The organism is Hyphomonas oceanitis, assembly GCF_036964545.1.
GTDB lineage: Bacteria > Pseudomonadota > Alphaproteobacteria > Caulobacterales > Hyphomonadaceae > Hyphomonas > Hyphomonas oceanitis.
In genome coordinates this window covers 547,277-573,267 of the sequence record NZ_JBALTL010000002.1, presented here as the reverse complement: position 1 = coordinate 573,267, position 25,991 = coordinate 547,277, and the positions used below count along the sequence as shown (strand labels likewise).

Annotated in this window: 28 protein-coding genes; 12 read left to right on the top strand and 16 right to left on the bottom strand. The window is 61.2% G+C overall.

All coding sequences use genetic code 11. The features are described 5' to 3' along the window. Positions 1-83: 83 nt before the first annotated feature. The gene (locus V7651_RS07740) at positions 84-827 is read left to right on the top strand and encodes a c-type cytochrome (protein ID WP_335612797.1); all 744 of its coding nucleotides are present in this window, start codon (positions 84-86) and stop codon (positions 825-827) included. Positions 828-830: 3 nt separating this feature from the next. Here V7651_RS07740 and V7651_RS07735 read toward each other — a convergent pair whose 3' ends face one another. Together V7651_RS07735 and V7651_RS07730 are read right to left on the bottom strand one after the other, a co-directional pair. Then, positions 831-1,676: a C40 family peptidase gene (locus V7651_RS07735; RefSeq protein WP_335612796.1), complete on the bottom strand. Its 846-nt coding sequence runs from the start codon at positions 1,674-1,676 to the stop codon at positions 831-833. Between the two features lie 23 nt (positions 1,677-1,699). Then, a complete protein-coding gene (locus V7651_RS07730) occupies positions 1,700-2,089 on the bottom strand; it encodes a MarR family transcriptional regulator (protein WP_051614788.1) in 390 nt (129 codons plus the stop codon). A 125-nt stretch (positions 2,090-2,214) separates the two neighbouring features. Here V7651_RS07730 and V7651_RS07725 point away from each other — a divergent pair, with 125 nt between their 5' ends. Both V7651_RS07725 and V7651_RS07720 read left to right on the top strand, forming a co-directional pair. Further along, complete coding sequence (locus V7651_RS07725; protein ID WP_035536267.1) at positions 2,215-2,700, top strand: transcriptional repressor; 486 nt, start codon at positions 2,215-2,217, stop codon at positions 2,698-2,700. Continuing rightward, positions 2,697-3,620, top strand: coding sequence for an acyl-ACP thioesterase (locus tag V7651_RS07720; RefSeq protein ID WP_335590764.1), 924 nt, complete (start codon positions 2,697-2,699; stop codon positions 3,618-3,620). Before V7651_RS07725 ends, V7651_RS07720 begins: the two co-directional genes overlap by 4 nt. Here V7651_RS07720 and V7651_RS07715 read toward each other — a convergent pair. Continuing rightward, positions 3,617-4,813, bottom strand: coding sequence for an amino acid aminotransferase (locus V7651_RS07715; RefSeq protein WP_335612795.1), 1,197 nt, complete (start codon positions 4,811-4,813; stop codon positions 3,617-3,619). The two genes, V7651_RS07720 and V7651_RS07715, sit on opposite strands and share 4 nt — an antisense overlap. A gap of 145 nt (positions 4,814-4,958) precedes the next feature. On the opposite strand from V7651_RS07715, the gene V7651_RS07710 reads away from it, so the two are divergent. Then, the gene (locus tag V7651_RS07710; RefSeq protein WP_335612794.1) at positions 4,959-5,774 is read left to right on the top strand and encodes a DUF1206 domain-containing protein; all 816 of its coding nucleotides are present in this window, start codon (positions 4,959-4,961) and stop codon (positions 5,772-5,774) included. Between the two features lie 71 nt (positions 5,775-5,845). Continuing rightward, entirely contained in the window at positions 5,846-6,142 is a 297-nt protein-coding gene (locus V7651_RS07705; RefSeq protein ID WP_335612793.1) for a DUF1330 domain-containing protein, read from the top strand. Here V7651_RS07705 and V7651_RS07700 read toward each other — a convergent pair. From V7651_RS07700 to hppD, 7 genes are read right to left on the bottom strand one after another with little or no spacing between them, the layout of a single operon-like run. After that, on the bottom strand, positions 6,139-6,768 hold the full coding sequence (locus V7651_RS07700; protein ID WP_035536139.1) for a CoA transferase subunit B: 630 nt from the start codon (positions 6,766-6,768) through the stop codon (positions 6,139-6,141). The two genes, V7651_RS07705 and V7651_RS07700, sit on opposite strands and share 4 nt — an antisense overlap. After that, entirely contained in the window at positions 6,768-7,475 is a 708-nt protein-coding gene (locus V7651_RS07695; RefSeq protein WP_335590768.1) for a CoA transferase subunit A, read from the bottom strand. The genes V7651_RS07700 and V7651_RS07695 overlap by 1 nt, the downstream gene beginning before the upstream one ends. Further along, on the bottom strand, positions 7,475-8,485 hold the full coding sequence (locus tag V7651_RS07690; protein ID WP_335612792.1) for a fumarylacetoacetate hydrolase family protein: 1,011 nt from the start codon (positions 8,483-8,485) through the stop codon (positions 7,475-7,477). Before V7651_RS07690 ends, V7651_RS07695 begins: the two co-directional genes overlap by 1 nt. Positions 8,486-8,507: 22 nt before the next feature. After that, entirely contained in the window at positions 8,508-9,173 is a 666-nt protein-coding gene (locus V7651_RS07685; protein ID WP_335612791.1) for a hypothetical protein, read from the bottom strand. 35 nt (positions 9,174-9,208) lie between these two features. Then, a complete protein-coding gene (locus V7651_RS07680; RefSeq protein ID WP_335612790.1) occupies positions 9,209-9,760 on the bottom strand; it encodes a VOC family protein in 552 nt (183 codons plus the stop codon). After that, a complete protein-coding gene (locus tag V7651_RS07675) occupies positions 9,757-10,014 on the bottom strand; it encodes a hypothetical protein (RefSeq protein WP_335612789.1) in 258 nt (85 codons plus the stop codon). Before V7651_RS07675 ends, V7651_RS07680 begins: the two co-directional genes overlap by 4 nt. After that, entirely contained in the window at positions 10,011-11,111 is a 1,101-nt protein-coding gene (gene hppD, locus V7651_RS07670; RefSeq protein ID WP_335612788.1) for a 4-hydroxyphenylpyruvate dioxygenase, read from the bottom strand. Before hppD ends, V7651_RS07675 begins: the two co-directional genes overlap by 4 nt. Positions 11,112-11,197: 86 nt before the next feature. Between hppD and V7651_RS07665 the strand changes: the two genes are divergently transcribed. Beyond that, positions 11,198-11,665: a MarR family winged helix-turn-helix transcriptional regulator gene (locus V7651_RS07665; RefSeq protein WP_335590772.1), complete on the top strand. Its 468-nt coding sequence runs from the start codon at positions 11,198-11,200 to the stop codon at positions 11,663-11,665. Positions 11,666-11,668: 3 nt separating this feature from the next. Here V7651_RS07665 and V7651_RS07660 read toward each other — a convergent pair whose 3' ends face one another. The 3 genes from V7651_RS07660 to V7651_RS07650 all read right to left on the bottom strand — a co-directional run bounded on the left by V7651_RS07660 (position 11,669) and on the right by V7651_RS07650 (position 15,308). Next, complete coding sequence (locus tag V7651_RS07660; protein ID WP_335612787.1) at positions 11,669-13,480, bottom strand: SLC13 family permease; 1,812 nt, start codon at positions 13,478-13,480, stop codon at positions 11,669-11,671. Between the two features lie 110 nt (positions 13,481-13,590). Then, positions 13,591-14,571, bottom strand: a complete 981-nt coding sequence (locus V7651_RS07655; protein WP_335612786.1) for an alpha/beta fold hydrolase — start codon at positions 14,569-14,571, stop codon at positions 13,591-13,593. After that, on the bottom strand, positions 14,571-15,308 hold the full coding sequence (locus V7651_RS07650) for a DUF4197 domain-containing protein (protein WP_335612785.1): 738 nt from the start codon (positions 15,306-15,308) through the stop codon (positions 14,571-14,573). The genes V7651_RS07655 and V7651_RS07650 overlap by 1 nt, the downstream gene beginning before the upstream one ends. Before the next feature lie 193 nt (positions 15,309-15,501). Between V7651_RS07650 and V7651_RS07645 the strand changes: the two genes are divergently transcribed. From V7651_RS07645 to V7651_RS07625, 5 genes are all read left to right on the top strand, one after another. Then, positions 15,502-15,864, top strand: a complete 363-nt coding sequence (locus V7651_RS07645; protein ID WP_035536165.1) for a BlaI/MecI/CopY family transcriptional regulator — start codon at positions 15,502-15,504, stop codon at positions 15,862-15,864. Beyond that, entirely contained in the window at positions 15,861-17,759 is a 1,899-nt protein-coding gene (locus tag V7651_RS07640; RefSeq protein ID WP_335612784.1) for a M56 family metallopeptidase, read from the top strand. Before V7651_RS07645 ends, V7651_RS07640 begins: the two co-directional genes overlap by 4 nt. A gap of 140 nt (positions 17,760-17,899) precedes the next feature. Beyond that, complete coding sequence (locus V7651_RS07635) at positions 17,900-18,346, top strand: hypothetical protein (RefSeq protein ID WP_035536168.1); 447 nt, start codon at positions 17,900-17,902, stop codon at positions 18,344-18,346. Positions 18,347-18,357: 11 nt separating this feature from the next. Beyond that, positions 18,358-19,167, top strand: a complete 810-nt coding sequence (locus V7651_RS07630) for a 3-deoxy-manno-octulosonate cytidylyltransferase family protein (protein ID WP_335612783.1) — start codon at positions 18,358-18,360, stop codon at positions 19,165-19,167. A 5-nt stretch (positions 19,168-19,172) separates the two neighbouring features. After that, positions 19,173-19,775 (top strand): histidine phosphatase family protein, encoded by a 603-nt coding sequence (locus V7651_RS07625; protein ID WP_335612782.1) that lies wholly within the window; start codon positions 19,173-19,175, stop codon positions 19,773-19,775. On the opposite strand, the gene V7651_RS07620 is transcribed toward V7651_RS07625, so the two are convergent. Then, a complete protein-coding gene (locus tag V7651_RS07620) occupies positions 19,772-22,171 on the bottom strand; it encodes a sensor histidine kinase (RefSeq protein ID WP_335612781.1) in 2,400 nt (799 codons plus the stop codon). The genes V7651_RS07625 and V7651_RS07620 overlap by 4 nt on opposite strands. A gap of 101 nt (positions 22,172-22,272) precedes the next feature. After that, a complete protein-coding gene (gene pepN, locus V7651_RS07615) occupies positions 22,273-24,849 on the bottom strand; it encodes an aminopeptidase N (protein WP_335612780.1) in 2,577 nt (858 codons plus the stop codon). A gap of 153 nt (positions 24,850-25,002) precedes the next feature. On the opposite strand from pepN, the gene V7651_RS07610 reads away from it, so the two are divergent. Next, a complete protein-coding gene (locus V7651_RS07610; protein ID WP_335612779.1) occupies positions 25,003-25,383 on the top strand; it encodes a VanZ family protein in 381 nt (126 codons plus the stop codon). A gap of 6 nt (positions 25,384-25,389) precedes the next feature. Here the strand turns inward: V7651_RS07610 and V7651_RS07605 are convergent, their stop codons facing one another. After that, positions 25,390-25,968, bottom strand: a complete 579-nt coding sequence (locus V7651_RS07605; protein ID WP_035536177.1) for a hypothetical protein — start codon at positions 25,966-25,968, stop codon at positions 25,390-25,392. Positions 25,969-25,991 lie beyond the last annotated feature (23 nt).

Sequence of the window (25,991 nt, the reverse complement as noted above, 5' to 3'; positions counted from 1 at the left end):
GCCTTTATGTTGTCTGCACTCCGTTAGCGTGCCAAAAGGCGCGCGCCAAGACACATGACAGATAGATTCGAAGGAATGCCCCAATGGGAGAACTCGGTCTCAACAAGATCCTCGGCGCGTTGCTCGCCACCGCGCTCGGCCTGATGGCCCTGCATCAGCTTTCGGCCATCGTGTTCAACCACGGTGGCGAAGGCCATCATGGTGAAGAGCAAGCTGAAGCGACCTCCCTGAGCGAGCAGATGTGCGCCAAGTACGCGTATTGCGTTGCTGTTGCCGATAGCGGTGGCGGTGGCGAAGCCGAAGAAGAGGTGTTCGACCTCGGTGCGGCGCTTGCTGCTGCTGACCCTTCCAAAGGCGAGCGCGTCTTCAAAGCCCAGTGCACCACCTGCCACAACATCACGGACGGCGGCGCCAATGGCACCGGACCGAACCTGCACGGCGTTGTCGGCGCCTCCAAGGCGGCACACCCGGGCTTCACCTATTCAGCCGCTCTCTCGGGCCTGGGTGGCAGCTGGACCTATGAAGACCTGAACCACTGGCTCAACAATCCGGGTGCCTTTGCCCGTGGCACGTCCATGTCGTTTGCCGGCCTGCGCCGCGATACCGACCGCGCCAACGTGATCGCGTACCTTGCAGCGAATTCACCAGGCGCGCCTGCTTTCCCAGCTCCGATGGAAGCCTCGTCCGATGAAGCCGCCCCCGCCGAAGCCGCGCCGACGGAAACCGTTACTGAAGCGGTGACCGAGGATGCAGATGCTGCGACCGAAACAGATGAGCAAACCTTTACCGAAGACGCACCCACACCGACGGACGAAGAAAACGAGTAGGGCTCAGGCGCCGGTCTTCCAGACTGGCGTTATCCCGCTCTTAGACGAGACATGTATGCGCCGGGCCCCTATGGGCTCGGCGTAATACGTTTTGATACGCGTTATTGCCTGATCGAGCGGTTCACGTGCGACGGCCATGTGCCAGGCATTCGCGTGCAGAAGGTGATGCGCGTCCGTCATGATGCCGACGTGGCCCTTCCAGAAAACGAGATCGCCGCGCTTGAGGGCGCCTGAAACTTTCCAGTCGACGATTTCGTCCCCTGCCCAAGCGTATTGCATGTCGCTGTCACGCGGCAGGAGCACGCCCGTCGCCTCAAAGGCCTGCTGTGTGAGGCCGGTGCAATCGATACCCAGACTGTCGCGTCCACCCCAGCGGTAGGGCGTGTGCAGATAGGTTTCGGCCACGGCAACCGGATCGGCCTCCAGCGTATCCAAGGGCGCGACATGGTGCGTGTGGAGCCATCCGGCGGCAGATTGGACGTATTGCCCCTCCGTTGCGGTAGGCGACAACAGAGCGCCCCGGCTGAGAACGCACTGAACGGGCGCTTTCAGGTCAGGTGCCGCATATGCAAAGGTCCGGAGAGCCGAGATTTTATGGGTAGGTTCTGCGACCTCTTGTGACAGGTCTGATGCCTTCATCCAGCCGACATAGTGGTCGCGCCGGGACCGCACCTTTGCGTAATCGCTCTGGTGCCCGAAGACGTCAACAATCTCGCCGAACAGGGCCTGCGTGGCCACCCGCGCTGTCGCATCGGGCCCTTCCAGCAGGTCTGCTGTTCCAACAACTACCTGAAAGGCCTGTGCCTGCCCGTCCGGACGGGCAAGGCGGCTATCTGTCAGTTCGGGCATGTTCGGGCCTCGGCAAGCGGCGCCTAGGCAGCTGCGGTCGACTTCCCGCCGCGCCGTGGCGTCATGGTTTCGTCAGTTTCGCCCGAAGCTGCGGCCATAACAAGGCCGGCAAAGGACCGAAGATAGGTCATTCCGGCAGGCGTGCGCTCAATGAAGATGTTCCGGAGGTCATTGTCATCCTTGATACGGCGGATGAAATCGAGCCGTGACAGGGTGTCGAGGGCGCGCGTGACGGCCGGTTTGGCAATGTCGAGATGATCGGCCAGTCCGCGAACGGTGTGCGGGCCGGGAACGAGCGCAATGGTCATGAGGATCGCCTGCTGGCGCGCCGTCAAATCCGGCGCATCCGAGCGCACTGAGGCTGTTACCGCCCGCCGCCAAAGCTCCAGTCCGCCGCGTTCCGACAATTCCATCTACATATCCTCTTGATTCGCCTCAGAAACGAATCTCGGGTGATTTGCAAAGGTCGTCCAGACCGGAAACAGGCGTTAACCGCTTGCCTCTTCACATTGGCACCAAAACACACGACATTGCGCGCATGGCCACTGCACACACACACGATCATATTCACGCCAACACGCCCTGCAGCCCGCAGGATGTGGAGACGTTCCTGAACGACGCCGAAGCGCTGGTGATGCGGCGCGGGGCGCGGATGACGCGCATCCGCCGTAAAGTCCTGCGACTGCTGCTGGAAAGCGCCGAGCCCGCCAAGGCCTATGACCTGTTGGCGAACCTCGACGGCGAAGGCTCGGCCAAACCGCCGACTGTCTATCGCGCGCTCGATTTTCTGCAGGAAGCCGGCCTTGCCCACAAGATCGAGAGCCTGAATGCCTATGTCCCTTGCGGGCATACGAGCCACAGCCATTCGGCCGTGTTCCTCATCTGCGATACATGTGGAGGTGCCGAGGAGCTGCACGCGGTTGCGACCAGCGATGCGCTGAAAGATGAAACAGCCGCTGCAGGCTTTAAAATGACGCGTGCTGTCGTTGAAGTGCGCGGTATCTGCCGGGACTGTAACGCGTGATCACACTTTGGCGGGGCAGTTGCAATCAATGGGATTGCGACGAGATGGGCCACATGAATGTGCGCCTCTATGTCGAAAAGCAGGTTGAGGGACTGGCCGCCTTCACCCATGCATTGGACATGCCGCTGGCCTTTCAGGAAAGCGCGCCATCCACGCTTGTTCCCGTAGATCAGCATGTCCGCTTCATTCGGGAAGTGCTGCCGGGCCGCCCGATCAGCATGGATGGCTGCATCGTCAGCGTCGGCGAGAGCGATGCTGTCATCTATCAGGAACTGCGTCACAGCGATGGCGCACTGTCGGCCGCCTTCCTGACACGCGTTGCGCATGTCGATACAAAAGCCCGCGAACGCTTCGCGTGGAGCACGCGCGCCCGGGCGGCGCTTGAGGCGCATATTGATACACCACCCGCAGAAGCGGCGCCGCGGTCATTTGATCCCAATGCCCCTGCCTTGGCGACGACCGACATCAACATCGCGACCGCCCGTGACCTTGGTATTCCCATGATCGGCAAAGGCGCCGTGCCGCAGCACCATCTGGATGTGCACGGGTGCATGTCGCCTGCCTGGATCATCGGACGCATTTCCGACAGCGTGCCGAACCTACTTTATGATTGGCGTAAGCGGGTGGCCGACGCCGCTGGCGGCGTTCGCATGGGCGCGGCGGTGCTGGAAAACAGGCTGCGCTACCATCGCTGGCCGAAGGCCGGCGACCTTTACGAGATCCACACCTCGCTCGGCTCAACGGCCGAGAAGACCCATTCGCTGGTGCACTGGGTCATGGACCCCGTAACAGGCCTGCCATGGGCCACCAGCCAGGTCGTGGCGATCACGCTGGACCTCGATGCGCGCAAGGCCATCGCGACGCCCCCAGCTATGCTGGAAGACCTTGAGCGAATCGCCCCGCGCGGGCTCAGCCTCTAGAGATATTCGGCGAGGATTTCCGCGATGCGCGGAATGTCGGCCTGACGAAGGCCGGCAATGTTCATGCGGCCGGATGATGGAAGGTAGAGCCCGTGGCGCTCCCGCATCTCGACGGTTGCTTCCGGCGTGACCGGCACCTGGCTGAACATGCCGTTCTGGGAGGCGAGCGCGGCAAATCGGTTGGAACCGGTGCGGGCAACGAGTTCATCTGACAGCGATTCGCGAAGGCCGATCATGCGTTCGCGCATCTCGGTCAATTCCGCTTCCCATTCGGCGCGCAGTTCAGGATTGCCGAGGATCGTCGCAACAATAGCCGGACCATGGGCGGGTGGCATGGAATAGCTGGTGCGGGAAATATCGGCGACATGGGTCATGACCGCCTGCGCGGCGCGGGCGGTATAGGCCTGGCCGAGAAAACAGCCAGCGCGCTCGCGATAGAGACCGAAATTCTTCGAGCAGGAATATGAGACCATCGAGTCTTCGGCAATCTGCAGAAAGAGGCGCGCGCCCTCCATGTCGGCATCGAGGCCGCTGGCAAAGCCGTGATAGGCGATGTCCAGCATCGGGATTACGCCGCGCTCGACAGTCAGCATAGCCAGATCAATCCATTGCTTGACGCTGAGGTCGATGCCCGTCGGGTTGTGGCACGGGCCCTGGATGATGATGCCATCGCCGCGTTTCGTTTGTGACAGGCTGGCCATCAGGCCTTCGAAGTCCACCTTGCCGGTTTCCGGATCGGCATAGTCATAGTCGGCGACGGCGAGCCCGGTATTCTTGATCAGTGCAGGATGGTTCGGCCAGGTCGGGCGGCTGACCCAGACGGTCTTCACACCAAGACGCTTCATCAGGCCGACGCCGAGATAGAGCGCCCCGCAGCCGCCGGGCGTGGCCAGCGAGACAAGGCGGCCCTTCTCAATAAGATGCGAACTGTCGCCGAACACGAAACGCTCGATGGCTGCGCAGAAATCCGGATTGCCGCGTGGGCCTTCATAAACTTTGGTCGTCTGCTGCTGCAGGATCATTGCTTCCGCCTTGGCGACGGCGGACATGACGGGCGTATGGCCCGCATCATCCTTGTAGACGCCGACACCGAGATCGAACTTCTCAGCGCGCTTGTCTTCGCGATAAGCGGTCATCAGACCGAGCAAGGCGTCGGGCGCAAGAGCCGTGAGCGATTCGAAGGCGGGGTTCATAATGTGTCCAGTTCAGGCGAGATAGTTTCAAACGCAACCAATAGGCAAGTATGCCTCTCCTCGCAACATCACAGGTGCGCGCGCGGAACAAGCAGGCTGTGAAGCAGTAGTCCCTATAGCGCTGTTGCGTATGGACGGGGAATATATGGTCAACAATCTCAACACCACACTCGGCTGGCTGATGCGGGCGGGTTATGCCGCACGCGGGCTAGTCTATCTTGTCGTTGGCGCGCTGGCCCTGTTTGCGGCCATCAACGGCGGCGAAGCCGAAGGCACGACCGGGGCCCTAGCCTATATTTTTTCACGCCCGCTTGGCGCCTTCCTGTTGGCCTTCGTTGCCGCCGGTCTCTTTGCCTACACGCTGTGGCGTCTCGTCGATGGGGTGATGGACCTTGAGAATGAAGGCGACGATGCCGAAGGCTATGCCAACCGGGCCGGGCAGATCATGTCGGGCCTGACGCACGCGGTGCTCGGCGTCTCCGCGCTAACCATTCTCTGGAAAGGCCATGCCAGCGATGACGGCAACTCGGCTGCCAACTGGAGCGCGATGTTGATGCAGCACCCTGCAGGACGTGCGCTGGTCATTACTGCGGGGATCACGACGCTCGGCGTCGGGATATATCTCTTCATCAAGGCCTGGCAGGCTTCCTATCGCAAGGACATTCGCTGCACGCCGGTTACCGAACGGCTGGCGCCCTTTCTGCGCTACGGACTCGCGGCGCATGGCTTCGTGTTGCTGATTGTTGGCGGGCTGATCCTCTATGCGGGGCTCACGGCTCATGCCGAGCATGCCGTGGGCTTTGGCGAAGCGCTGGAGAAGCTGGAGACGCAACCGTTTGGACGAACCCTGCTGGGCGCGACTGGTGTGGGCCTGATGGGCTTTGCGCTCTATTGTTTCGTCCTGTCGCGCTACCGGATCGTGCCACGCCTTGCGCCCTCCGACCTGCCGACACTCGGATGAAATAATGACCGTTGCGATTTGCGCCGCAATGGTCATCTATTCTCGGGCAAAGAGACCGAGAGGAAACACCCATGCCTGCTTATGTCATCCTGATCCGCGACCGCCTGCGCGACGAAGAAGCCATGTCGCGTTACGCAGCCGCCGCTGGAGCCGCGCGCGGGGATCACAAGATCACGCCACTGGCCTTTTACGGCACGCATGAAGTGCGCGAAGGCGCAGACGCCGATGGCGTGGTGATCCTCGGCTTCCCGGACATGGCCGCAGCCAAGGCCTGGTATGACAGCCCGGAATACACCGCGGCCCGGGAACACAGGTTCCAGGCCGCTGATTACCGCGTGATCTTCGTTGAAGGCGTTCCGGAAAGCTAGTCGACGAGCGTCGCTTCGGTCTTGGACTTCACTTCGTCCATGGTGACGCCCGGCGCCAGTTCGATCACTTTCAGGCCCCCCTCAACGACGTCCATGACGCAAAGGTCGGTGATGATCCGGTCGACGACGGCCTTGCCAGTGAGCGGCAGGGTGCATTCTTTAAGCACCTTGGTCTCGCCCTTCTTGTTGGCGTGATCCATGACGACAACGATGCGCTTGACGCCGGCGACCAGATCCATCGCGCCACCCATGCCTTTGACCAGCTTGCCGGGGATCATCCAGTTGGCGAGATCGCCATTCTCGGCGACCTCCATGGCGCCCAGGATGGCGAGGTTGATGTGGCCACCGCGGATCATCGCGAAGCTCGTGGCGCTGTCGAAGAAGCTGGAGCGCGGCAGCGTGGTGATCGTCTGCTTACCGGCATTGATGAGGTCCGGGTCTTCCTCGCCTTCATAGGGGAACGGGCCCATGCCGAGCATTCCGTTTTCCGACTGGAGCGTCACGTCGACGCCCTCCGGGATATGGTTTGCCACCATGGTCGGGATGCCGATGCCTAGGTTCACATAGAACCCGTCTTCCAGTTCCTGCGCGGCGCGGGCCGCCATGTCGTCACGTGTCCAGGGCATTAGTGGGCCTCCCGCTTGCGTGTGGTTCGCTGCTCGATGCGCTTCTCGAAAGTGCACTTGACGATGCGCTGGACGAAGACGCCCGGCAGGTGGATTTCGTCCGGGTCGAGATCGCCCGTGGGGACGATTTCCTCAACCTCGGCGATCGTGACCTTGCCGGCCATGCCCATCGGCGGATTAAAGTTGCGAGCGGTCTTGTTGAAGATCAGGTTTCCCTGCGTGTCGGCCTTCTCGGCCTTGATGATGGAAACGTCCGAGACGAGGCCTGTTTCGAGAATATAGGTCTCGCCGCCAAACTCGCGGTGTTCCTTGCCCTCGGCGACCAGCGTGCCGACGCCCGTCTTGGTGTAGAAGCCGGGAATGCCCGCGCCCCCTGCCCGGCAGCGCTCGGCCAGCGTGCCTTGCGGGTTGAACTCGAGTTCCAGCTCGCCGGAGAGATACTGGCGCTCGAACTCCTTGTTCTCGCCGACATAGGACGAGATCATTTTCCTGATCTGGCGGGTCTCGAGCAGCAAGCCGAGCCCGAAGCCATCGACGCCTGCATTGTTCGAGATCGCCGTGATATCCTTGACGCCGCTGTCGCGGAGCGCCGCGATCAGGTTTTCAGGAATGCCGCAGAGACCGAAGCCGCCGGCCATGACGGTCATGCCGTCGAATGTGAGGCCGTTCAGGGCCTCTGCTGCCGTCTTGTAAACCTTGCTCGCCATCAGGCTGATGCCACCTTCTGCTCAATTGCGCCGAAAATCGAATGGCCTTCGCCATCCAGCATTTCAATGCGTACCACATCGCCGGGAGACATGAAGGGGGTCTCGGGTGCATTTTTCAACAATTGTTGAATCATGCGGATTTCCGCGATGCAGGAATAGCCGCGACCGCCCTCGCTGACCGGCTTGCCGGGGCCGCCGTCTTCGCCCTTGTTGGACACCGTGCCGGAGCCGATGACCGTGCCAGCGCTCAGCGGCCGTGTCTTCGCAGCATGGGATACGAGACGCGCGAGGCTGAATGTCGCGTCCTGCCCGGCTTCGGCCCGGCCGAAAGCCTCGCCATTATAATCGACGCGCAGCGGCAGGTGCACGAGGCTGCCCTTCCAGGCATTGCCGAGTTCTTCCGGCGTGACAGCAACGGGGCTGAACGCGCTTGGCGGCTTGGACTGGAAGAAGCCGAAGCCCTTGGCGAGTTCGCCGGGGATAAGACCGCGCAGCGAAACGTCATTGCAGAGGAGGACGAGCTTGATGTGGCCAGCGGCGTCTTTCTCGGAGACACCGGCAGGCACGTCATCCGTGATGACGGCGATCTCGCCTTCCATGTCGCAGCCCCAGCTCTGGTCGCCGAGGGGAATGTCGTCACGGGGGCCGAGGAAGGCGTCGGAGCCGCCTTGGTACATTAACGGATCATCATAGAAGCTTTCCGGCACTTCGGCGCCACGTGCCGCGCGGACCAGTTCGACATGGTTGATGTATGCCGAGCCATCGGCCCACTGGTAGGCGCGCGGCAGCGGGCTTTCGCAGTCATGCTCGTGGAAGCGAAAAGTCGGCACCGAACCGATCTCGACCTGCTCGGCCAGCTGCTGCAGCTGCGGCGCGTAGACGGCCCAGTTGTCGAGCGCGGCCTGAAGCGTCGGGACGATGCGCGCAGCATCGGTGCATTTGGTGAGGTCTTTCGAGACGACGACGAGGCGACCATCGCGGGCGCCGTTTTTAAGGGTGGCGAGTTTCATTTCGTTTCTCTCTTTTAAGTTTCTAGTTGTAGTAAGCGCGCCAGTCTCCGTTGTATTTTTTTTCGAAGTTCTCTCTGGAGTCAAAGCTCACCCGCAACGGCTCCGCGTCAAAATACCTGCACGCATCATATTCCTTTGACTTTGCCTGAAGTGCTTTGCGCCACGCCTCCTGCGCGTGCTTGCCCGCCTTGCTTGACAAGTCACTATCCGCTTCAAAAAACACGATGGCGACTCCAAAGATTCTTGAAACCAGCCAGGCGCGCGGCCCAGGCATGACAGAACGAATGGCCTGGATATCAGCGTCTGTAATCGCGGCCACAGCCTCTGCCCTGACGGCATTTTCAAGCTCTGAAAATATCACCAGCGTTTTTTCCTGCGACGCGGCATCAAGATGATCCAGCACGCCGAGTTGACGTGCCGTTTTTAGAACCCTGCCTTGCTTGCGGGTGTTGAAACCGAACCCGTCCTTCTTCTGGAAACTGGCGGCATCGCCCCGGCGATCAAAGATGATATTCAGCCGTGGCAGTTCTCCATCATGGATCTCATCATAGTGAACGTTCAACGGAGCGGTAACACCGTAGTGGGAGGCAACCCACGCACACAATTGCGCATCTGGCGCTGATAGCGCGGCCTTCCCGAGCTTGATTTGCAAGGTTTCCTTGTAGCCGGGCTCTCTCGCGGAAATCAAACCTCAACTCTCCTCTCGAAACATTGCGGCGCGCCTCAGTGGCTTTCCGTCTCGATCTTTTCGTGAAGCCATGCGGCGTGCTTGGGCGCTTTCTTCGTCCGGCTCCACTCTTCCAGCATCTCCGGCGCAACGCGCTTCAGCTCGGCCATCTGTTCCGGCGTGCCGGTATTGCAGGCGAGTTCGAGACGGTGGCCGTTGGGGTCGAAGAAATAGATCGAGCGGAAGATGCCGTGATTGGTCGGGCCGATCACATCGAGGCCATGAGCTTCTGCGCGGGTCTTGGCGTTCAGCAGATCGTCCATCGTGGCGACCTTGAAGGCGATATGCTGGACCCATTGCGGCGTGTTGTGGTCGCGGTCCATGTCGGGCTGCTCGGGCAGCTCGAAGAAGGCGAGCACGTTGCCGTTTCCGGCATCGAGGAAGATGTGCATGTAGGGATCGTATGCGCCGGTTGAGGGCACATGATCTTCTGCGATGGCCAGCTGGAAATCCATGCCGAGAACATCATGGTAGAACTCGACCGTTTCCTTGGCATCCTTGCAGCGATAGGCGACGTGGTGAACGCCATTGAGTTTCGGGGCTGTCATTGGGCCTGCTCCTTTGTCTTCGCGTTGCGCAGATGCTGGATCAGCTTGCCGATCCAAAAGCCGATGGTGCCCCCAACAGGTATGCCGGTAAGAATACCATACATGCGTGCGCGCGTGAGGGCAGCCTGTTCATCGCCCACATCCATATCAGGCGTAACCATATGATGGTTGAACAGGCTGATCGCGATGAACAGGCCGATCAGGGCGAACAGCGCCCCCATATGTGCCGGAAAATCGCTCTGGCGCTTGCTCAAACTTTCTCACTCACATTCAACACACCGCGCTCAACCTGATCGCGTTCCATGCTTTCGAACAATGCCTTGAAATTGCCTTCGCCGAAACCGTCCTTGTAGTCGCCTTTGCGCTGGATGAATTCGAAGAAGACCGGGCCAACCTGGGCTTGCGCGAAGATCTGCAGCAGCAGCCGTGGCTCGCCGCCTTCGGTCGTGCCGTCGAGCAGGATGCCGCGCATCTGCAGCTCGTCTACGGGCTGGCCGTGGCCCGGGAGACGACCATCGAGCATCTCGTAATAGGCGGCTGGCGGGGCGGTCATGAAGGGCACCCCGAGCGTCTTCAGGCGGTCCCAGCAAGCAACGAGATCGTCGCAGATGAGAGCGATGTGCTGGATGCCTTCGCCATTGAACTCGCGCAGGAATTCCTCGATCTGACCCTTGCCGCCTTCGCCTTCTTCATTCAGCGGAATACGGATCTTGCCGTCCGGCGCAGTGAGCGCCTTGGAGGTCAGGCCGGTATATTCGCCCTTGATGTCGAAATAGCGGATTTCGCGGAAGTTGAAGAGCTTCTCGTAGAAGTCCGCCCAATACTTCATGCGGCCGCCATAGACATTGTGCGTCAGATGATCGACCAGTTTGAAGCCTGCGCCTTTCGGCTGGCTATCGACGCCCGGCAGATATTCGAAATCGATGTCATAGATCGAGAGTTCGTTCTTTCCCGTGTCATAGCGGTCGATCAGGTAGATGATCGAATTGCCGATGCCGCGAATGCCGGGTATGTGCAGCTCCATTGGGCCGGTGCGCATCTCGACTGGCTCGGCGCCTTGCGCCAGAAGATGGTCATAGGCCTTGCGAGCGTCACGGACACGGAAGCCCATGCCGCAGGCCGAGGGGCCATGCTCGCGGCTGAAATACCAGGCCGGGGATTTCGGCTCGTAATTGGTGATCAGGTTGATCCCGCCCTGACGCCAAAGCTCGACATCCTTTGAGCGGTGACGGGCCACTTTCGTGAAACCGATGGTTTCGAACACTTTCTCGAGGTGGCCCTTATCAGGGGCAGAGAACTCAATGAACTCGAAGCCATCAAGCCCGGCGGGGTTGTCAAACAGGTCGGCCATGGTTCACTCCTCTAGCGATGCAATAATATAGTTTCATGTGTAACTAATTTGCGCGGCCATGGCAAGTGTGAAAGTGGAATCGATTGATGCCTGACACCCCCTCGAGACCATCCCTGAGGCTGAGCGAGTTCCTGCCCTACCGACTATCGGTGCTATCCAATACGGTGTCGCGGAACATCGCGGACCTCTATGACCGGGCGTTCGGGATTTCGATCTGGCAGTGGCGGGTGATGGCCGTTCTGGGAGAAAACTCCGGCATCACGGCCACCGAGATTGGCCAGGTCACAGCCATGGACAAAGTCGCCGTCAGCCGCGCCGTCTCCGGCCTGCTCGACAGCGGCCATATTGCGCGCAGGGCCTCGAAAGAAGATGCGCGCCGGGCGATCCTGACGCTCACGGCCAAGGGCAAGGAAGTCTATGACCAGATCGTCCCAATCGCGCTGGGCGCCGAGCGCGATCTTGTGGAAAGCCTGAGCCCGGACGAGCAAGCCCAGCTGGCAGCATTGATGGAGAAGCTCGCCCGCGCGGCCGAGCCGGATCGCCCACTCTGGTAGGCGCTAGCTGAGCGGCCAGAACAACGGGATGACGAACATCGAGACCACGAACATGAGTATGTTCAGCGGGAGCCCCACCTTGACGAAATCCATGAACTTGTAGCCGCCTGCCGTGTAGACCAGCGTATTGGTCTGATAGCCGATGGGCGTCGCGAAACTGGCACTGGCGGCAAACATTACGGCCACCACAAAGGGGCGCGGGTCGATGCCGAGATGCGTGCCGAAGCCGATAGCGATGGGCGTCAGCAGCACAGCGGCGGCATTGTTGCTAATGAACTCGGTCAGAGCGGTCGTAACCAGATAGATCATGGCGAGCAAAGCCAGCGGCCCGAGACTGCCCATCGGCCCGGCGACCAGATCGATCACGAGCTGGACGGCGCCGGTCTTCTCCATCGCCTGCCCCAAAGCGAGCATGCCAAAGATCAGCATGAGAATGTCCCAGCGGATGGCCTGATAGGCTTCCTGGTGGTCGAGACATCCGAGTGCGACAACGGCGGTGGCCCCGATGATTGCGAGCGCCGCAATCGGCAGGACTTCAAAGGCGGCGAGGCCCATGACCAGGAGGAGCGCGATCACCGCGATGCCCGCTTTGCCACGCCGCACGGACCGGTCGCTGGTGGCCGTCAAATTGTTGAGCGCGCCGTCCTCGAACATCTGGCGCATGCCGGCGGCTGGCCCTTCGACAAGTACCGTGTCCCCTACGTCGAGGCGCATTTCGCCGAGCTGGTCCGCCATGTTCTCGCCGCGCCGATGCACGGCCATGATGTAAACGCCATAAAGCCGGGCGAGGCCAAGGCCGAGCAGGCGCCGGCCGATCAGGCGCGACTGCGGACCGATCACGCCCTCGGCAATGATGACTTCGCTTGTCTGCACAGGCTCGAACGCCGTGCCCTCCTGCGCGTCCGCGCCGATGGCGACATGGCCAAGCTCCTTGAGGCTGAGCATTTCTGACACGGGCGAGCGCAGGACGATCCGGTCGCCGCCGCGCAGGATCAGCTTCCCGAGCGACGCCTTGAGCGAAACGCCCTCGCGCAGAACGTCGATGATCGAGAAACCGCGCTGGGGCGAGAAGCCCGTCTCGGAGAGGGGACGGCCGATGAGCACGGAGTCGATCGGGATGAGGATCTGCGCGATGAAACGGCGCTCTTTCTGGTCGGGCAGCATGCCGGCCAGCGTGTCGCGCTTGGGCAGCAGCCACCAGCCGACCAATATGAAGTAGGTCATGCCCGCAAGGGCCAGCAATGATCCGGCAGCCGTGATCTCGAACATGCCGAATGGTTTGAGCCCGCCAGACTGGGCCACGCCGTCAACCAGCAGGTTGGTGGACGTGCCGATCAGGGTGGTGGTGCCGCCGAATATGGAGGCAAAGGAGAGCGGGATCAGCAGCTTGGACGGCGATATCTTCAGCGACTTGGCAAGCCGGATCGCAACGGGAATCAATACGACGACAACAGGCGTGTTGTTGATGAAGGCCGACAGGAAGATCACCGCCACCATCATAACGAGAATGGCAAGAATGGGCGACCAGCCATGCGTTGCCAGCGTCACCCATCGCCCGGCCTGATCAATCACGCCAGTGCGATCGAGCGCGGCCGACATTACGAACATGGCGGCGATGGTCAGCGGCGCGGCATTCGAGAAGACACCCAGCGTTTCCTTGACGCTCATGATGCCGGTCAGCATCAGCGCTCCCATGGCCAAAAGCGCAATCACGTCTGCAGGAAGCGATTCCCGTACGAAACCGAAAAATACGACAGTCACGAGGAACAGGACGATCGCGATCTGTACGGGGGACGAGGCCAAAAACTCGACCATGCGGATGAACTCCAGAATTCTGGAGCGATTAGACCTGAAGCCACGATCTGCGCAACGGCTCTTGCGTTTTCACTGCGCAAACGACGATACAGATTTTCTAATCGATGAGTCTAGCTGACCCGTCGGCGACGAGCGTAGAGCGAGCGCGCCACAGGACCATCTTCCTCGACTGTGAAGCCTTCCACGAGGCGCGCGATGAACGCCGACAGCTGGTCACGCACCTCATAGGGCGCTTCCATTGGCAGGAAGTGCGATGTGCCGCGCACCTGTTTCATCATCAGGTTGGGGTGCATCTGGATGAGCTGGGCGCGCACCTTTCCGCTGATGACGGAATCGGAATTCGGCCGCAGGATCGTGATCGGGATCTTCTTCTTGCGCACCTTGCGCATGGCGCCCCAGGGACGATTACGCTGTGCGGCAAAGGTCGCCGCTTCCCATTTCGGTTCGCACAGCAGGCGCCATTCCTGTTCTGCGTTGGCAGCTTCGGCATGATCAACGCGGTCAACACCATCCAGCAGGTAATCGGCCAGGAAGGGCTCGCGCCAGCTGCTGAAGGCGCCCCGGCCCGTATAGGAATCCAGCGCATCGCGGAACGATTTGAACACGGGTTTGCGCTTGCGCGCCCGCTTGGCCATGCCGTTGCGCGCAATCAGCATCGAGATCGGCGGGAAGACGTGGTTCCAGAAATAGACTTTGCGCGAGAGGATGACCGGATCGACCAGAACGAGGCCTTTGACAAGGTCAGGCCGCTTGCCTGCCACCATCAGTGCGACGCACCCGCCCATGGAATGACCGCCGAGGACAACGCCGTGTGGCGCCTCTTTTTCCAGCCACTCGATGACGTCGTCGCGAAAACGGCTCCAGGATCTCAGGCTACGCGGTTTGGAGGGCAGCGTGCTACGGCCATGACCACGCATATCGAGCGCCGCAATGCGGGCCCGCAGGCCAAGCGGCGCAAGTAGGGACTGGTAAGTCATGGCATTGAAGCCGGTCGCGTGAAGCCACACAGCCGCATAGGGCTTTATCGGGTCCCCGAACTCGATGCCCGCCAGTTCGCCGCCAGATTTCAACTCACTCTTAATTCTGCGCATCAGGCGCGGTTCCCGAATACGCGGCGCAGAATTTCGCTGGTACGTGCCAAAGGATTTTCCCGGATCTTCTTTTCCTCTTCCGCTACATAAAGGAAGATTCCGTCAAGACCGAGACCCACCGCATGCTGCGTCAGATCGTTCTGCAAGCTGCCCGTGACACCGCCAAAGCCATACTGGCCGGCAACCTGCTCCATTGAGGTAAAGGCGCCGGACTGGGCGAGCGTCTGTTTAACGTAGGGCGTGAAGGACTGGCGTAACTGTGATTCCGTTCGGGAGCGGAGATAATCCGTCGCAGCCGTGTCGCCGCCATTGAGAATCTGCAGGGCATCATTGATCGTTATGGATTTCACGGCGCCGAGGATAAGTGTCTTGGCCTCTGGCACGGCGGCCTCGGCAGCGCGGTTCATGCGCAACTCAAGATCATCAAGCGGTCCGCTGGCCCCAACGCGGGCCAGATTGATCTGGATGTCGCGATAGGTCTTGGGCAGTGGGATGCGCACGCGCGGGTCGCCGAAATAACCGTTCGTCTTGCCGAGCTGCGAGGCCACGAGATTCGTGCCGACCGTCAGCGCTTCGCGCAGGCCCGCATCGATTTCTGCTTGCGTGAGGGCGCCCTGACCTGCCTGCGAGCCCATGATGTCACCGAGAATCGCGCCGTAATCACCCGTCGCACCGGTCGTCGCGCAGCCTGTTGGCAACAGCACCAGCGCCAGCGCACTGAATGTCGCTAATCTCATCGCCCTCTCCTCAACTTGCCGCCCTGACCCCAAGCCGCGACCCTACAGGACCGTCCAAGTGAATAGAAGAGACAAGAACACCGCTGCGGCATCAAAGCGGGAGGTTACAGTCTTGTCATCAGAAATGCATTGACCACGAATGTAGTCCTCGCCTAAGACTACGGGTGTAGTCCATCTCGGGGAGAGAGCAGGAATGAAAATATCGGCCGCAGAACTCGAAGTCCTGAGCGTGCTGTGGGAGCAACCCGGCATCGCGGCAAGCGATGTGCATGAGGCGCTCGCAAATGACAAGGACTGGACAAGCCGAACGGTCAAGACGCTGCTTTCGCGTCTCGTTGAAAAAGGCGCAGCCAGCACACAGGAAGACGGGCGCCGATATCTCTATTTCCCTGCGATTGACGAAGAATCCTACAAGGCCAAGGCAGCTGGCCAGTTCATCGACCGGGTATTCTCCGGACGCGCTGCACCACTCGTTGCCTATCTGGCAGACAGCCGCGGCCTGACATCCCAGGATATCGAAGACCTGGAAAAACTTTTGGGGGACCTCAAGAAATGATCACCGAATTTCTCACGCCTGATCCGAAATCCTTCCTGGAAATGGTTCTGGCCGTTTCCCTGCTGATCATTCTGGTTCTTTTTACCCGCAAGGCCATCGCCCGCGAATTCGGCCCGGGCCTCGCCTATGCGCTCTGGCTGCTGCCGCTGGCGCGCCTTGTCATGCCGCCGTTACCGACGGGCATGTCATGGGTCAGCCTTCTCGGTCTTGCGCCCGCGCTACCGCTGACCGATGCAGCAACAGTCACAACATCAACGGCCACCCAAGTATTCGCTTCAACTGGAGCGCAAAGCGGGACGATGGACCCCATTTCCAATACGCTGGAACTCACGCCGGCTGCTCCTGTCACGGCGGATGCCATTTTCCTGCCCGGCATGGATATGGCCGTCTCGATTATAACCGTCTTACTGGCGATTTGGTTGATCGGAGCGCTGGTTTCACTTGTTCGGAACAGCGCCGCACAGAACGACTTCATGAAAATTGTCGCTCGCGAAAAGGTTCCAGCGTCACCACAACTGCAAGCTCTGGCCGATGATGTTGCCCGTCAGGTTGGCCTCAAGCGGACGCCGCAGATTGCCACCAGCCTGATCTCGAACGGACCGCTCGTGACCGGACTCTTCCGCCCGATCGTGTTGCTGCCAGCATGGTTCGAGACTGATTATGACCGGGTCCAGCAACGCGCCGCGCTTGCACACGAATTGACCCATGTGAAACGGGGCGATCTGTGGGCACTCCAAGTCGCCGAACTTTTTGTTGCATGCCTCTGGTTCAACCCATTGGCCTACATGGCCCGCAAGGCCTTCCGCACTGATCAGGAAGCCGCGTGTGACAGCGATGTCCTGCGCTGCGGCGCGGCCAGCCCGCATGCCTACGGCTCGACCCTGCTGAAGGCTGTACGGATCTCCGTGCCGGAACGCCTGCCGATGGCAGCCAGCCTGCCGCTGACGCATTCCCTGAAAGAGCGTATGCGCCGCTTGGCCTATCCGGCCCCGACGAAGCGCCGCCGGTTGGCCGGCATGGGGCTCACCGCCCTGCTCGGTTCAGTCGCGCTTATTTCCACGGCGTCCGTGACGGCGACCGCCGGGGAAATGAAGGCAGAGCTGACGCGCAGTCTGAAGATCGACAACTCCACGCTGTTCATAAACGGCAAGAAGGTTGAAAACCGCCAGTTCGTCCTGTTGGGGGATCCGATCAAGACACCTGATCCGGCTATTGAGGCGGAGATTGCTGAACTCAACCATCGCATCAGCCTGGAAACCAGCAAGTTCGTTGTGCCAGAGGCCATGCCGCCTCTGCCGCCGATGCCTGTCATTCCACCTCAACCGCCTGTTCCGCCTGTCGCAGATGTGTCTGAACTGGACGGTGGCGCCGGCAACCATGCGTACTCTTCTCATGATGCCGAGAAGCTGGCGGCGGAAAATGAAGCCGCCTGGGATGCCTGGGAAGCAGAGTACGAAAGCAGCATGGCGCAATGGGAAGCGGAGGTCGATCACATCGTCTCCAAATGGGAAGACACCTACGGCGATGATTTTGAAAAAACCAATCTCATGATCGAAACCCGTATCGACGGCCTGACTGACAGACTCGAAGCCAAGATCGAGGCGGCCTATGGCGACGGTCAGGCTGGGCGCGACGAACTGGTGACCAGCGCACTTGAGACGCTGGCGCTCTCCTGCCGCGACGCGAATCTTGCCCCCGGCGAAACCCGCATCCTTGGCGCTACCGGCCCTGATGGCGACGACTTTCATGTCGCCTGTGTCGAAGGTGACGCAACCCGCCTGGAAGCTGCCGAAACGGTGGCCGCTATCACCAAGAGCGACCTGCTCTGCGACGATGAGAAAGCCTCGTTCAAAAAGCGGAAGACCAGCCACCGCACGATCGAGATCAACAAATAGGCGTGGTAACCTCAACCTTTGCCAACGCTTTTCGGCCCCGGTGTTTCTCCGACACCGGGGCCCTTTTCTGTTCAATGCCCTTTGCGCCCGTCTGACGCCGCCTTAGGGTGCGTCATGATCAGCCAGAACAGGACGCTGTAATGATGAGAACCCGATTTGCCGCCATCTTGCTGGGCCTCGCAGGCCTCACGGCCTGCGCCTCGGTCGAGCCAAAGCCCTGCACGGCTGAATGGGTCGACTACAAGACCGACAAGGTGCTGAAGAAATTCGCGTCCAACAATCGCGGCATGATCAACGACCTGCGTCGCCTGCAGAATGCCGATGGCGATGTCGACCCGTTCGTGGCCATGCAGCTGCTTTCGAAGAAGAACCAGATCGAACGCTTTGCCGACACGTTCCAGACCATTGTAGTTCCAGAGCTGCAAGCGGCGGTCGACCAGTGCGGCGACGCGGAACTTATTCCTGCGTTCACCGAGTTCCTGCGCAATGAAGGCGTGGGCGACGCGACGCTTCAATGGGTTGGCCCGTTGATCGGATTGATGCAGGACATGCGCGAGCCGCAAAACCAGCGACCGAACACGCTCTAGGTAACGCCCGCATGAAGACGCTCATTGTTGTCCCTGCCCGCTATGGCTCGACCCGTTTTCCGGGCAAGCCGCTGACACTGATTGCCGGCCAATCCATGGTCAGCCGCGTCGCCGCCATGGCCGCCAAGGCCGCTGCCGCGCTTGAAGACGCAGCGCATGTTGTCGCGACCGACGATGCGCGCATCGAGGCGCATTGCAAGGAACGCGACATTCCCGTCGTGCTGACCGACCCGGCCCTGCCATCGGGCAGCGACCGCGCTTTGGCCGCCGCAGATGCGCTGGGTGTCCTGCCGCAGGTCGTGGTCAATCTGCAAGGCGACTCGCCGTTCACGCCGCCCGCACACATCATCGCGGTGGCCGAAGCCGTACTGACATCGGGAACGGACGCCGCGACGCCCTATGTGCGCCTGACATGGGAGGCACTGGATGACCTGCGCGCGCACAAGCTGGAGACGCCGTTTTCCGGTACCACGCTGACGCATGATACCGAGGGCCGCGCACTCTGGTTTTCGAAAATCATCCTGCCTGCCATGCGCAAGGAAGCGGCGCTGCGAGCAGCCGGAGACCTGTCACCGGTCTGTCGGCATATCGGCCTTTATGCGTTTCGCCTTGAAGCTTTGCGGCGGTATGTGAGCCTGCCCGAAGGCCATTACGAGCAGTTGGAAGGGCTGGAACAACTGCGGCTTCTGGAGAATGGCATGTCGATCCAGTGCGTTGAGGTTGCGCCCGATACGATTGCGATTCCGGGTATTGATACGCCGCAAGACGTTGCGCTGGCCGAACGGCTGATCCGCGACCATGGCGACCCGGCGGGGGCGTAAAGCACTTGGCCCGCCTGATCATCCTGCGCCATGGCAATACGTTCGACAAGGGTGATACCCCGACCCGCGTAGGGGCGCGGACGGACCTTTCCCTGTCCGTTTCGGGGCACATGCAGGCCCATTCGCTGGCCACGCACTTCCGCGATACGGTCTTCCGCGCCGCTTTCTGCTCACCGCTACTGCGGACGCGGCAGACGGCCCGTGCCGTACTGGACGCCCGGCCGCACGCGCCTGCCTTGCGCATCCTGCCCTTCCTGACGGAACTCGACTACGGACCGGACGAGAACCAGACGGAAGAGACAGTGATCGCGCGGATAGGCGCCGAGGCCCTCGCGGCCTGGGACCGGGATGCAACGCCGCCGCCCGACTGGCAGGTTGACCCAGCCGCTTTGCGCGCCGCCTGGGCGAGCCTGGTGGAGCGCGCGGCAGAGCTGGATGCAGATGACACTGTGCTGATCGTGACCAGCAATGGCATCGCGCGCTTCCTGCCGGATGTCGTGGATGGCCAGCCAGAGGGTCTTGACCGGAAGCTGAAGACCGGCGCCTGGGGCGTTGTGGACGTCGGCCCGGACGGCACGCGTATCGTCGACTGGAACCTGCGGCCTTAAGCGACTTCGCGGGCCTCTTCCTCGGCGACGCGTTCACTGGCGCCTGAGATGGGCAGAAGGATAGAGACGGTCGTGCCTTCGCCTTCGATGGATGAGAGGCTCATATGCCCGCCATGCATTTCAGCGAAGGACTTGGTGAGTGCAAGGCCGAGACCCGTGCCTTCATAATTGCGATCGCGCGTGCCCGAGACTTGCTCGAACGGCTTGGCGAGACGGGGAAGGTCCTCAATCGGAATGCCGATGCCCGTGTCGGTGACACCGATCTGGATGTCTGCGCCGCGCTGTTCAACGGTTACGGTGATCGTGCCGCCTGAATCGGTGAACTTGATGGCGTTCGACAAAAGGTTCAGTACCATTTGGCGGATCGCACGGTGGTCGGCGTCAAGATCCGGCAACCCGGGCTGCGCATCCAGCACGATCTGGATGCCCTTGTCCTCAGCCTTGCGGCGGATCATGCGTACCGCGGCGTCGACCGGATCGACCGGGTCAATCGGTTGCGGGTTGATGGTCATCTTGCCGGCTTCGATCTTCGCCATGTCGAGAATGTCGTTAATCATGTCGAGCAGGTGCTGGCCGGATGTCAGAATGTCGTGGGCATAGCCCTTGTAGCGCTGATCGCCGAGGGGGCCGTAAAGTTCGTGCGCGAGGATTTCCGAGAAGCCGTTGATCGCGTTAAGCGGCGTGCGCAGCTCATGGCTCATATTGGCAAGGAAAGCAGACTTGGTGTGCGCGGCGTGCTCGGCCTTGGCCTTCTCTTCAGAATAGCGCCGGGCCAGTTCGCCCGCGCGACCTTCAGACCGTTCGAGATCCAGCACGGCCTTGCGCATGCTCTGCTTCTGGCGCTTCAGGGCTTCTTCATTGTGCACATTCTCAGTCACGTCGATACCGACCGTGATCAGTCCGCCGTCAGATGTCGGCCGCTCGACAAGCTTCAGCCAGCGATCCGTCTGCAACTCCACCAACAGAGTGCGTGCATCCTCGGAGGATTGCTTCTCGGCGCGGATGGCGCCTGTGCGAGCGATCATGATTGTATCATAGCTGATGCCGGGCCGCAGCGTATCCTGCAGGCCAAAGTCGAGCGCGAAGGCACGGTTCCAGTAGAGCAAACGCTTGCGATGATCCCAGAGTGCAAAGGGACCGTTGAAGCCTTCAATGGCTGTGCGCAGGCGGCGCTCGGCCGCTTTCACACGGTCTTCAGATTGCTTGCGCTCGGTAATGTCGAGCACGATACCGCCGAAAATCGCCGCCTTACCTGTCGGATCATCCGTCATGCTGCCACGCATCTCGATCCAGAGTGGCGGTTCGGAATGGGAGAGGAACTGCGTCTGGATCCACCCAATGTCGCGGGCCTTCTCGAATGTATCGATCATGCGGGCCTGATGCTCCGGATGGACCTGCTGCAACAGGGCCTGCACGTCGATCAGGCCGGAGCCGTCCATTCCGAAAAGGTCTGACGCCCCATCGCTGAGGAAGACGGCTGAACTGCCGGGTGCCCATTCCCAATAGCCTGCCCGCGCACCGCGCATCACGAGGCCCATGATGCGGTCGGCCTCATCCTCACGCGTTTCCTCGATCAGGGTGACGGCGTCCTCGCGCGAAAGACGGTTCATCAGGCCGACAATGGCCAGCACGGGCGCCGCCAGCAACAAGGCGAAGATGAGCAGGCGGACGAGATCATCCAGCGTAAAGAGGGGATGAAGCACGCTCTCGCAAACAGCAGCAGGGCTGCCGTCCAGAGGCACACATGCAGTGGCTAGCCGGTTGAAATCGGGGGCCGATGTGAGACGGGCCTCGCCCGGCTTGAGGGAAAGCGTTGCCGTTTCGAGCGCCGGGTCGCCAGACCCCACGCTGGTATTGCCGGAGACCAGGGTCACCCTGCGACCTGCACCGGCCGCTGGGAGCCAGGTTCCGCCCGGAGCCAGTGCCAGCATGGCGCCGCCTTCTTCCGGACTGGAGACGAGAACGATGTCACCCTGCGAAGAGACACTAAAGCGCTGCCCTTGTTCAAGGAGAGAGGCAGCCGTTTGCGCGGCAACCTCCAACCGGCTTCCGGCAGGCGATTGCTGGGCATCCTTGAGCGAGAGAACCGCATCAACGCCCGGCGTTGCGGTCGCGATGGCAGAACGGGACGCGCCAGACTCGGCGACGAGGCGGATGGCAATTTCAGCTGTCTCGGCGCGGCCTTCCATACGGGCCGCTGTGGCGGCGGCTTGGGCGTGAAGCCCTGACAGAAGCGCGGCATCAGCACTCTGGCGCTCTTCCCATGCCTTGAGACCGAGGGCGCTGGCCATGAGGACGATTATGGCAAGGATCGTCCACTTCAGCCGAGCGGAAGCCCGTGCAGACGCCTTGTCTGCAACGGTCATTCCATCAAAACTGACGATTTGATCCGCCAAGAAGGCTCCACTCCCCGTAACTGGACATACTTACCCGTATACCGTTTTCCGGTGGAATCATTGCCTAAGTGTTAATAATCCTGACGAAATCGTTAACTACTTCAGCCAAGCGCCCGACCGACAATGTCTGCCGAATTGGGCGACAGTTTCGCTTCCTGTAGTCGCTTCAGGGTGGCCTGCGCTGCAGCGCCTGCCTTTGGCTCCAGCACGCGCCATTGTTCGAAGGCGGTGATGAGGCGAGCGGCGAGGGCCGGATTGGCGGCGTCGGCCTTGAGGATGATGTCCTCGACAGCGCGGTATCCCGAACCGTCCGGCGCGTGGAAGGCCGCCAGGTTGGCAGTCGAGAAGACGCCGACAACCGAGCGCACGCGGTTCGGGTTTTTCAGGTCGAACTCCGGATGGGCGGCCAGTTCGGCAACCGTCTCGGCTGTTCCCTGCCCGGCCTGCACGGCAAACCACTTGTCCATGACGATCGGGTTATGCTTCCAGTTCTGCTCGAAATCAGCCAGCGCTTCGTCACGCTCCGGGCATTCTCCGTGCATCGTAAGGGCTCGCATGGCGGCGAGGCGTTCCGTCATGTTCGTCGCCTTCTGATACAAGACAAGCAGCTTGCGGCGCGCGTCCTTGTCCTCGGACGCGCCGAGCAGATTGATGCACGCCCCGCGGAAGGCCCGCACACCGGCCTGTTCCGCCGAAGGCGCATAAGGCGCTGGGGATGGGGCTTCGAGCGTGGTTCCGAGCGTGTCCGAAAGCGCTTCAGCGAGAGCCGCCTGCAGGCGCTTGCGGGCAGAATGGAGGGCGACCGGGTCAGCCGGTTCACGCTCGAGAAACAGTTCGCCGACTTCCGGCAGGCGCGTCAGAAGCGCCGCGAGGGCCGGGTCATCGCCTGCGTTGCGGATGGCGGCAGCAATGGCACCGACGAGTTCGCTGTCGGGTCTGGTCTGGCTGCCCTCGGAGAGCTTGAGGATTTCCTCGGTGACAAGCGTGCGCACGCCTTCCCACTGGTTGAAGGGGTCTGTCTCGGCCACGACGAGGGCAAGCCTCTGGTCGCGGGTGAGGTCACGCTCGACGCGGACCGGGGCGCTGAAGTCGCGGTTGACCGACAGGAGCGGACGCCCGGCGGCTGCCTTGCGGGTGATCGTCGTTTCAGCGGTGTCCAGCACTGTCATCCAGGCATCTGTGCCGCCCTTGCCGTCAAGCACAGCAAGTTCCAGCGGGATGGGAACAGGCTTCTTGTCGGGCTGTCCGGGTGTTGGAGGGGTTGTCTGGGAGAGGTTGATGGTGAGTTCCTTGGTGGCCTCGTCCCAGCTTTCCTCCACCGTGACGCGCGGCGTACCGGCCTGTGCATACCAGAGGCGGAACTGGGTGAAGTCCTTGCCGGTCACGTCCTCGAAGCATTTGTAGAAGTCCTCGATCGTGACGGCCTGGCCATCATGGCGCTCGAAATAGAGGTCCATGCCTTTGCGGTATGTTTCCTCGCCAATGATGCGGCGAAGCATGCCGATGACTTCGGCGCCCTTCTCGTAGACGGTGGCCGTATAGAGGTTGTCGATCGAGCCATAATTATCTGGTCGGACCGGGTGGGCCAGCGGGCCAGCATCTTCGGCGAACTGGCGGGAGCGCAGACGGATAACGTCCTTGATGCGCTGCACCGGGCGCGAGCGCATGTCGGCGGAGAAGTTCTGGTCGCGGAAGACGGTGAGGCCTTCCTTCAGGCAAAGCTGGAACCAGTCGCGGCAGGTGATGCGGTTGCCGGTCCAGTTGTGGAAGTATTCGTGGGCAACGATGCTCTCGATGGCTTCGAAGTCTGCATCGGTGGCGGAGTCCTCATCGGCGAGAACATAAGCCGAGTTGAAGACGTTGAGGCCCTTGTTCTCCATGGCGCCGAAATTGAAGTCGCGCACGGCAACAATGTTGAAGACGCCAAGATCGTATTCGCGGCCATAAGTCTGCTCGTCCCAGGTCATGGAGCGCTTGAGACTGTCCATCGCCCAGGCGGCGCGGTCTGCATCGCCCTTGTCGACATGGATGGCGAGGTCGATGTGCTTGCCGCTCATCGTGGTGAAGCTGTCGCGATAGACATCATAGTCGCCGGCGCAGAGCGCGAAGAGATAGGACGGCTTCTTGTGTGGATCGTCCCATGTGATCGTGTGGCGACCGTTGCCTGCATCTTTCACTTCGCCGGGCGTGCCATTGGACAGCATGATCGGACAGGCTTCCTTGTCGGCAACAATGGTAACGAAGAAGCGGCTCATTACGTCCGGGCGGTCCGGATAATAGGTGATGCGGCGGAAGCCGACGGATTCGCACTGCGAGCAGAAACGCCCGCCTGACATGTAGAGGCCGGACAGCGCAGTGTTCTTTGACGGCGCAATCACCACGACGGTGCGGAGGGTGAACTGATCCGGCACATCCGCCAGCGTCAGGCCATGTTCCGTCAGGCTGTAATCGGACGGCGTCAGCGCGCGGCCGTCGATTTCGACCGAAACCAGTTTCAGTGCTTCGCCGTCCAGCTCGAGTGGCGCATTGCCTGCCCCTGCTTTGCGGGTGACCTTGAGCTCAGCGGTCACCTTGGTTGCATCCGGGTCCAACTCGAAAGACAGCTCGACATGATCCATATCGAATGGGTAAGGCGTATAGTCGGCGAGCTTGACGGCAACGGGGGTTTCAGTGCGCATGATGTCTCCGGAAAACGGCAGCGGGATATGGGCTCGATACGGCCTCGGACGGACCGCGTCGAGGGTTGGCGTCACTGACATCGGGACGGAACGGTCCGTTTCCAAGGGGCAGAGCGCCCCGGGACTGCAGGAAATACGAGGGAATACGCGCGGATGAGCCAGCTATTGTCCCTGATGGGCTCGCCCATCGTCCGGAGCATCGCCGGTATAACCAGCCTGCTGGTTGCCGTCGTGATTGCCATCCTGTCGCTCGTGCCGGGACGGGACCTGCCGGACGTACACCTCAGCGACAAGGTTGAACACGCGATTGCGTATTTGGTTCTGGCGGGCCTGATCTGCTTCTGGCTCGGGCGCGAGCGTATCGTTCGAGGCACAATTGTCGCCGTAGGCTACGGCGCGGTGCTGGAATTTGCGCAGGCGCTTGCCGGCACGGGGCGCACGCCTTCGCTGCTGGATGCCGGGGCGAACCTTCTGGGCGCCTGCATCGGTGCGTGCCTGGCATGGATTGCGCTCGCCACAGCGCGGGCGCGCTAAGGCAGCCTATTCGGCAGCTGCCGGCACCGAATCTTCTTCAGACTGGTACACATGGCGCAAGATAAGCGCGCAGTGACTTGCCAATTGCATCGCGCCTTCCGGCAGGTCTTCCGGAGCGGCGCTTGCCATGTCCGCCAGTCTGCGGGCTATGCGCAGGAGGTCCGGCGTGTGGACGATCATGCGGGCCTGGTGCTCAATGCGGCGCGGGTCGCGGTCGTATTCGCTACCTGTCACACGCCAGCCGCCCCAATCACCATCATCGGTGACAATAACGGGAAAGGTCGCAGGATTGGGATCAATGCCGAGCATGGCCATGGAGCGCCACTTGATCAATTTGCGGTCGATCCGCCATTGTTCGAGCAGAAATTCCTCTTCGTCATCCTCGGGGCGCTGATGCTTGTGCATCGACTGTTCGGAGACGAGTTCGTGCGCTTCGAAGCGGCGACCCAGCCCACAATCATATGACACTTTCAGCGGCTCATCGACATTCTTAACCCATTGCGGAATGACCTGTTCGACCAGCGCCCAGGTGCCAACAGGTTTTACAAAGACGCGTTGCGACTTGTGGAAGGTTGCCTTGGCCATAGTTCGGTGTCCCCTAAACTAAC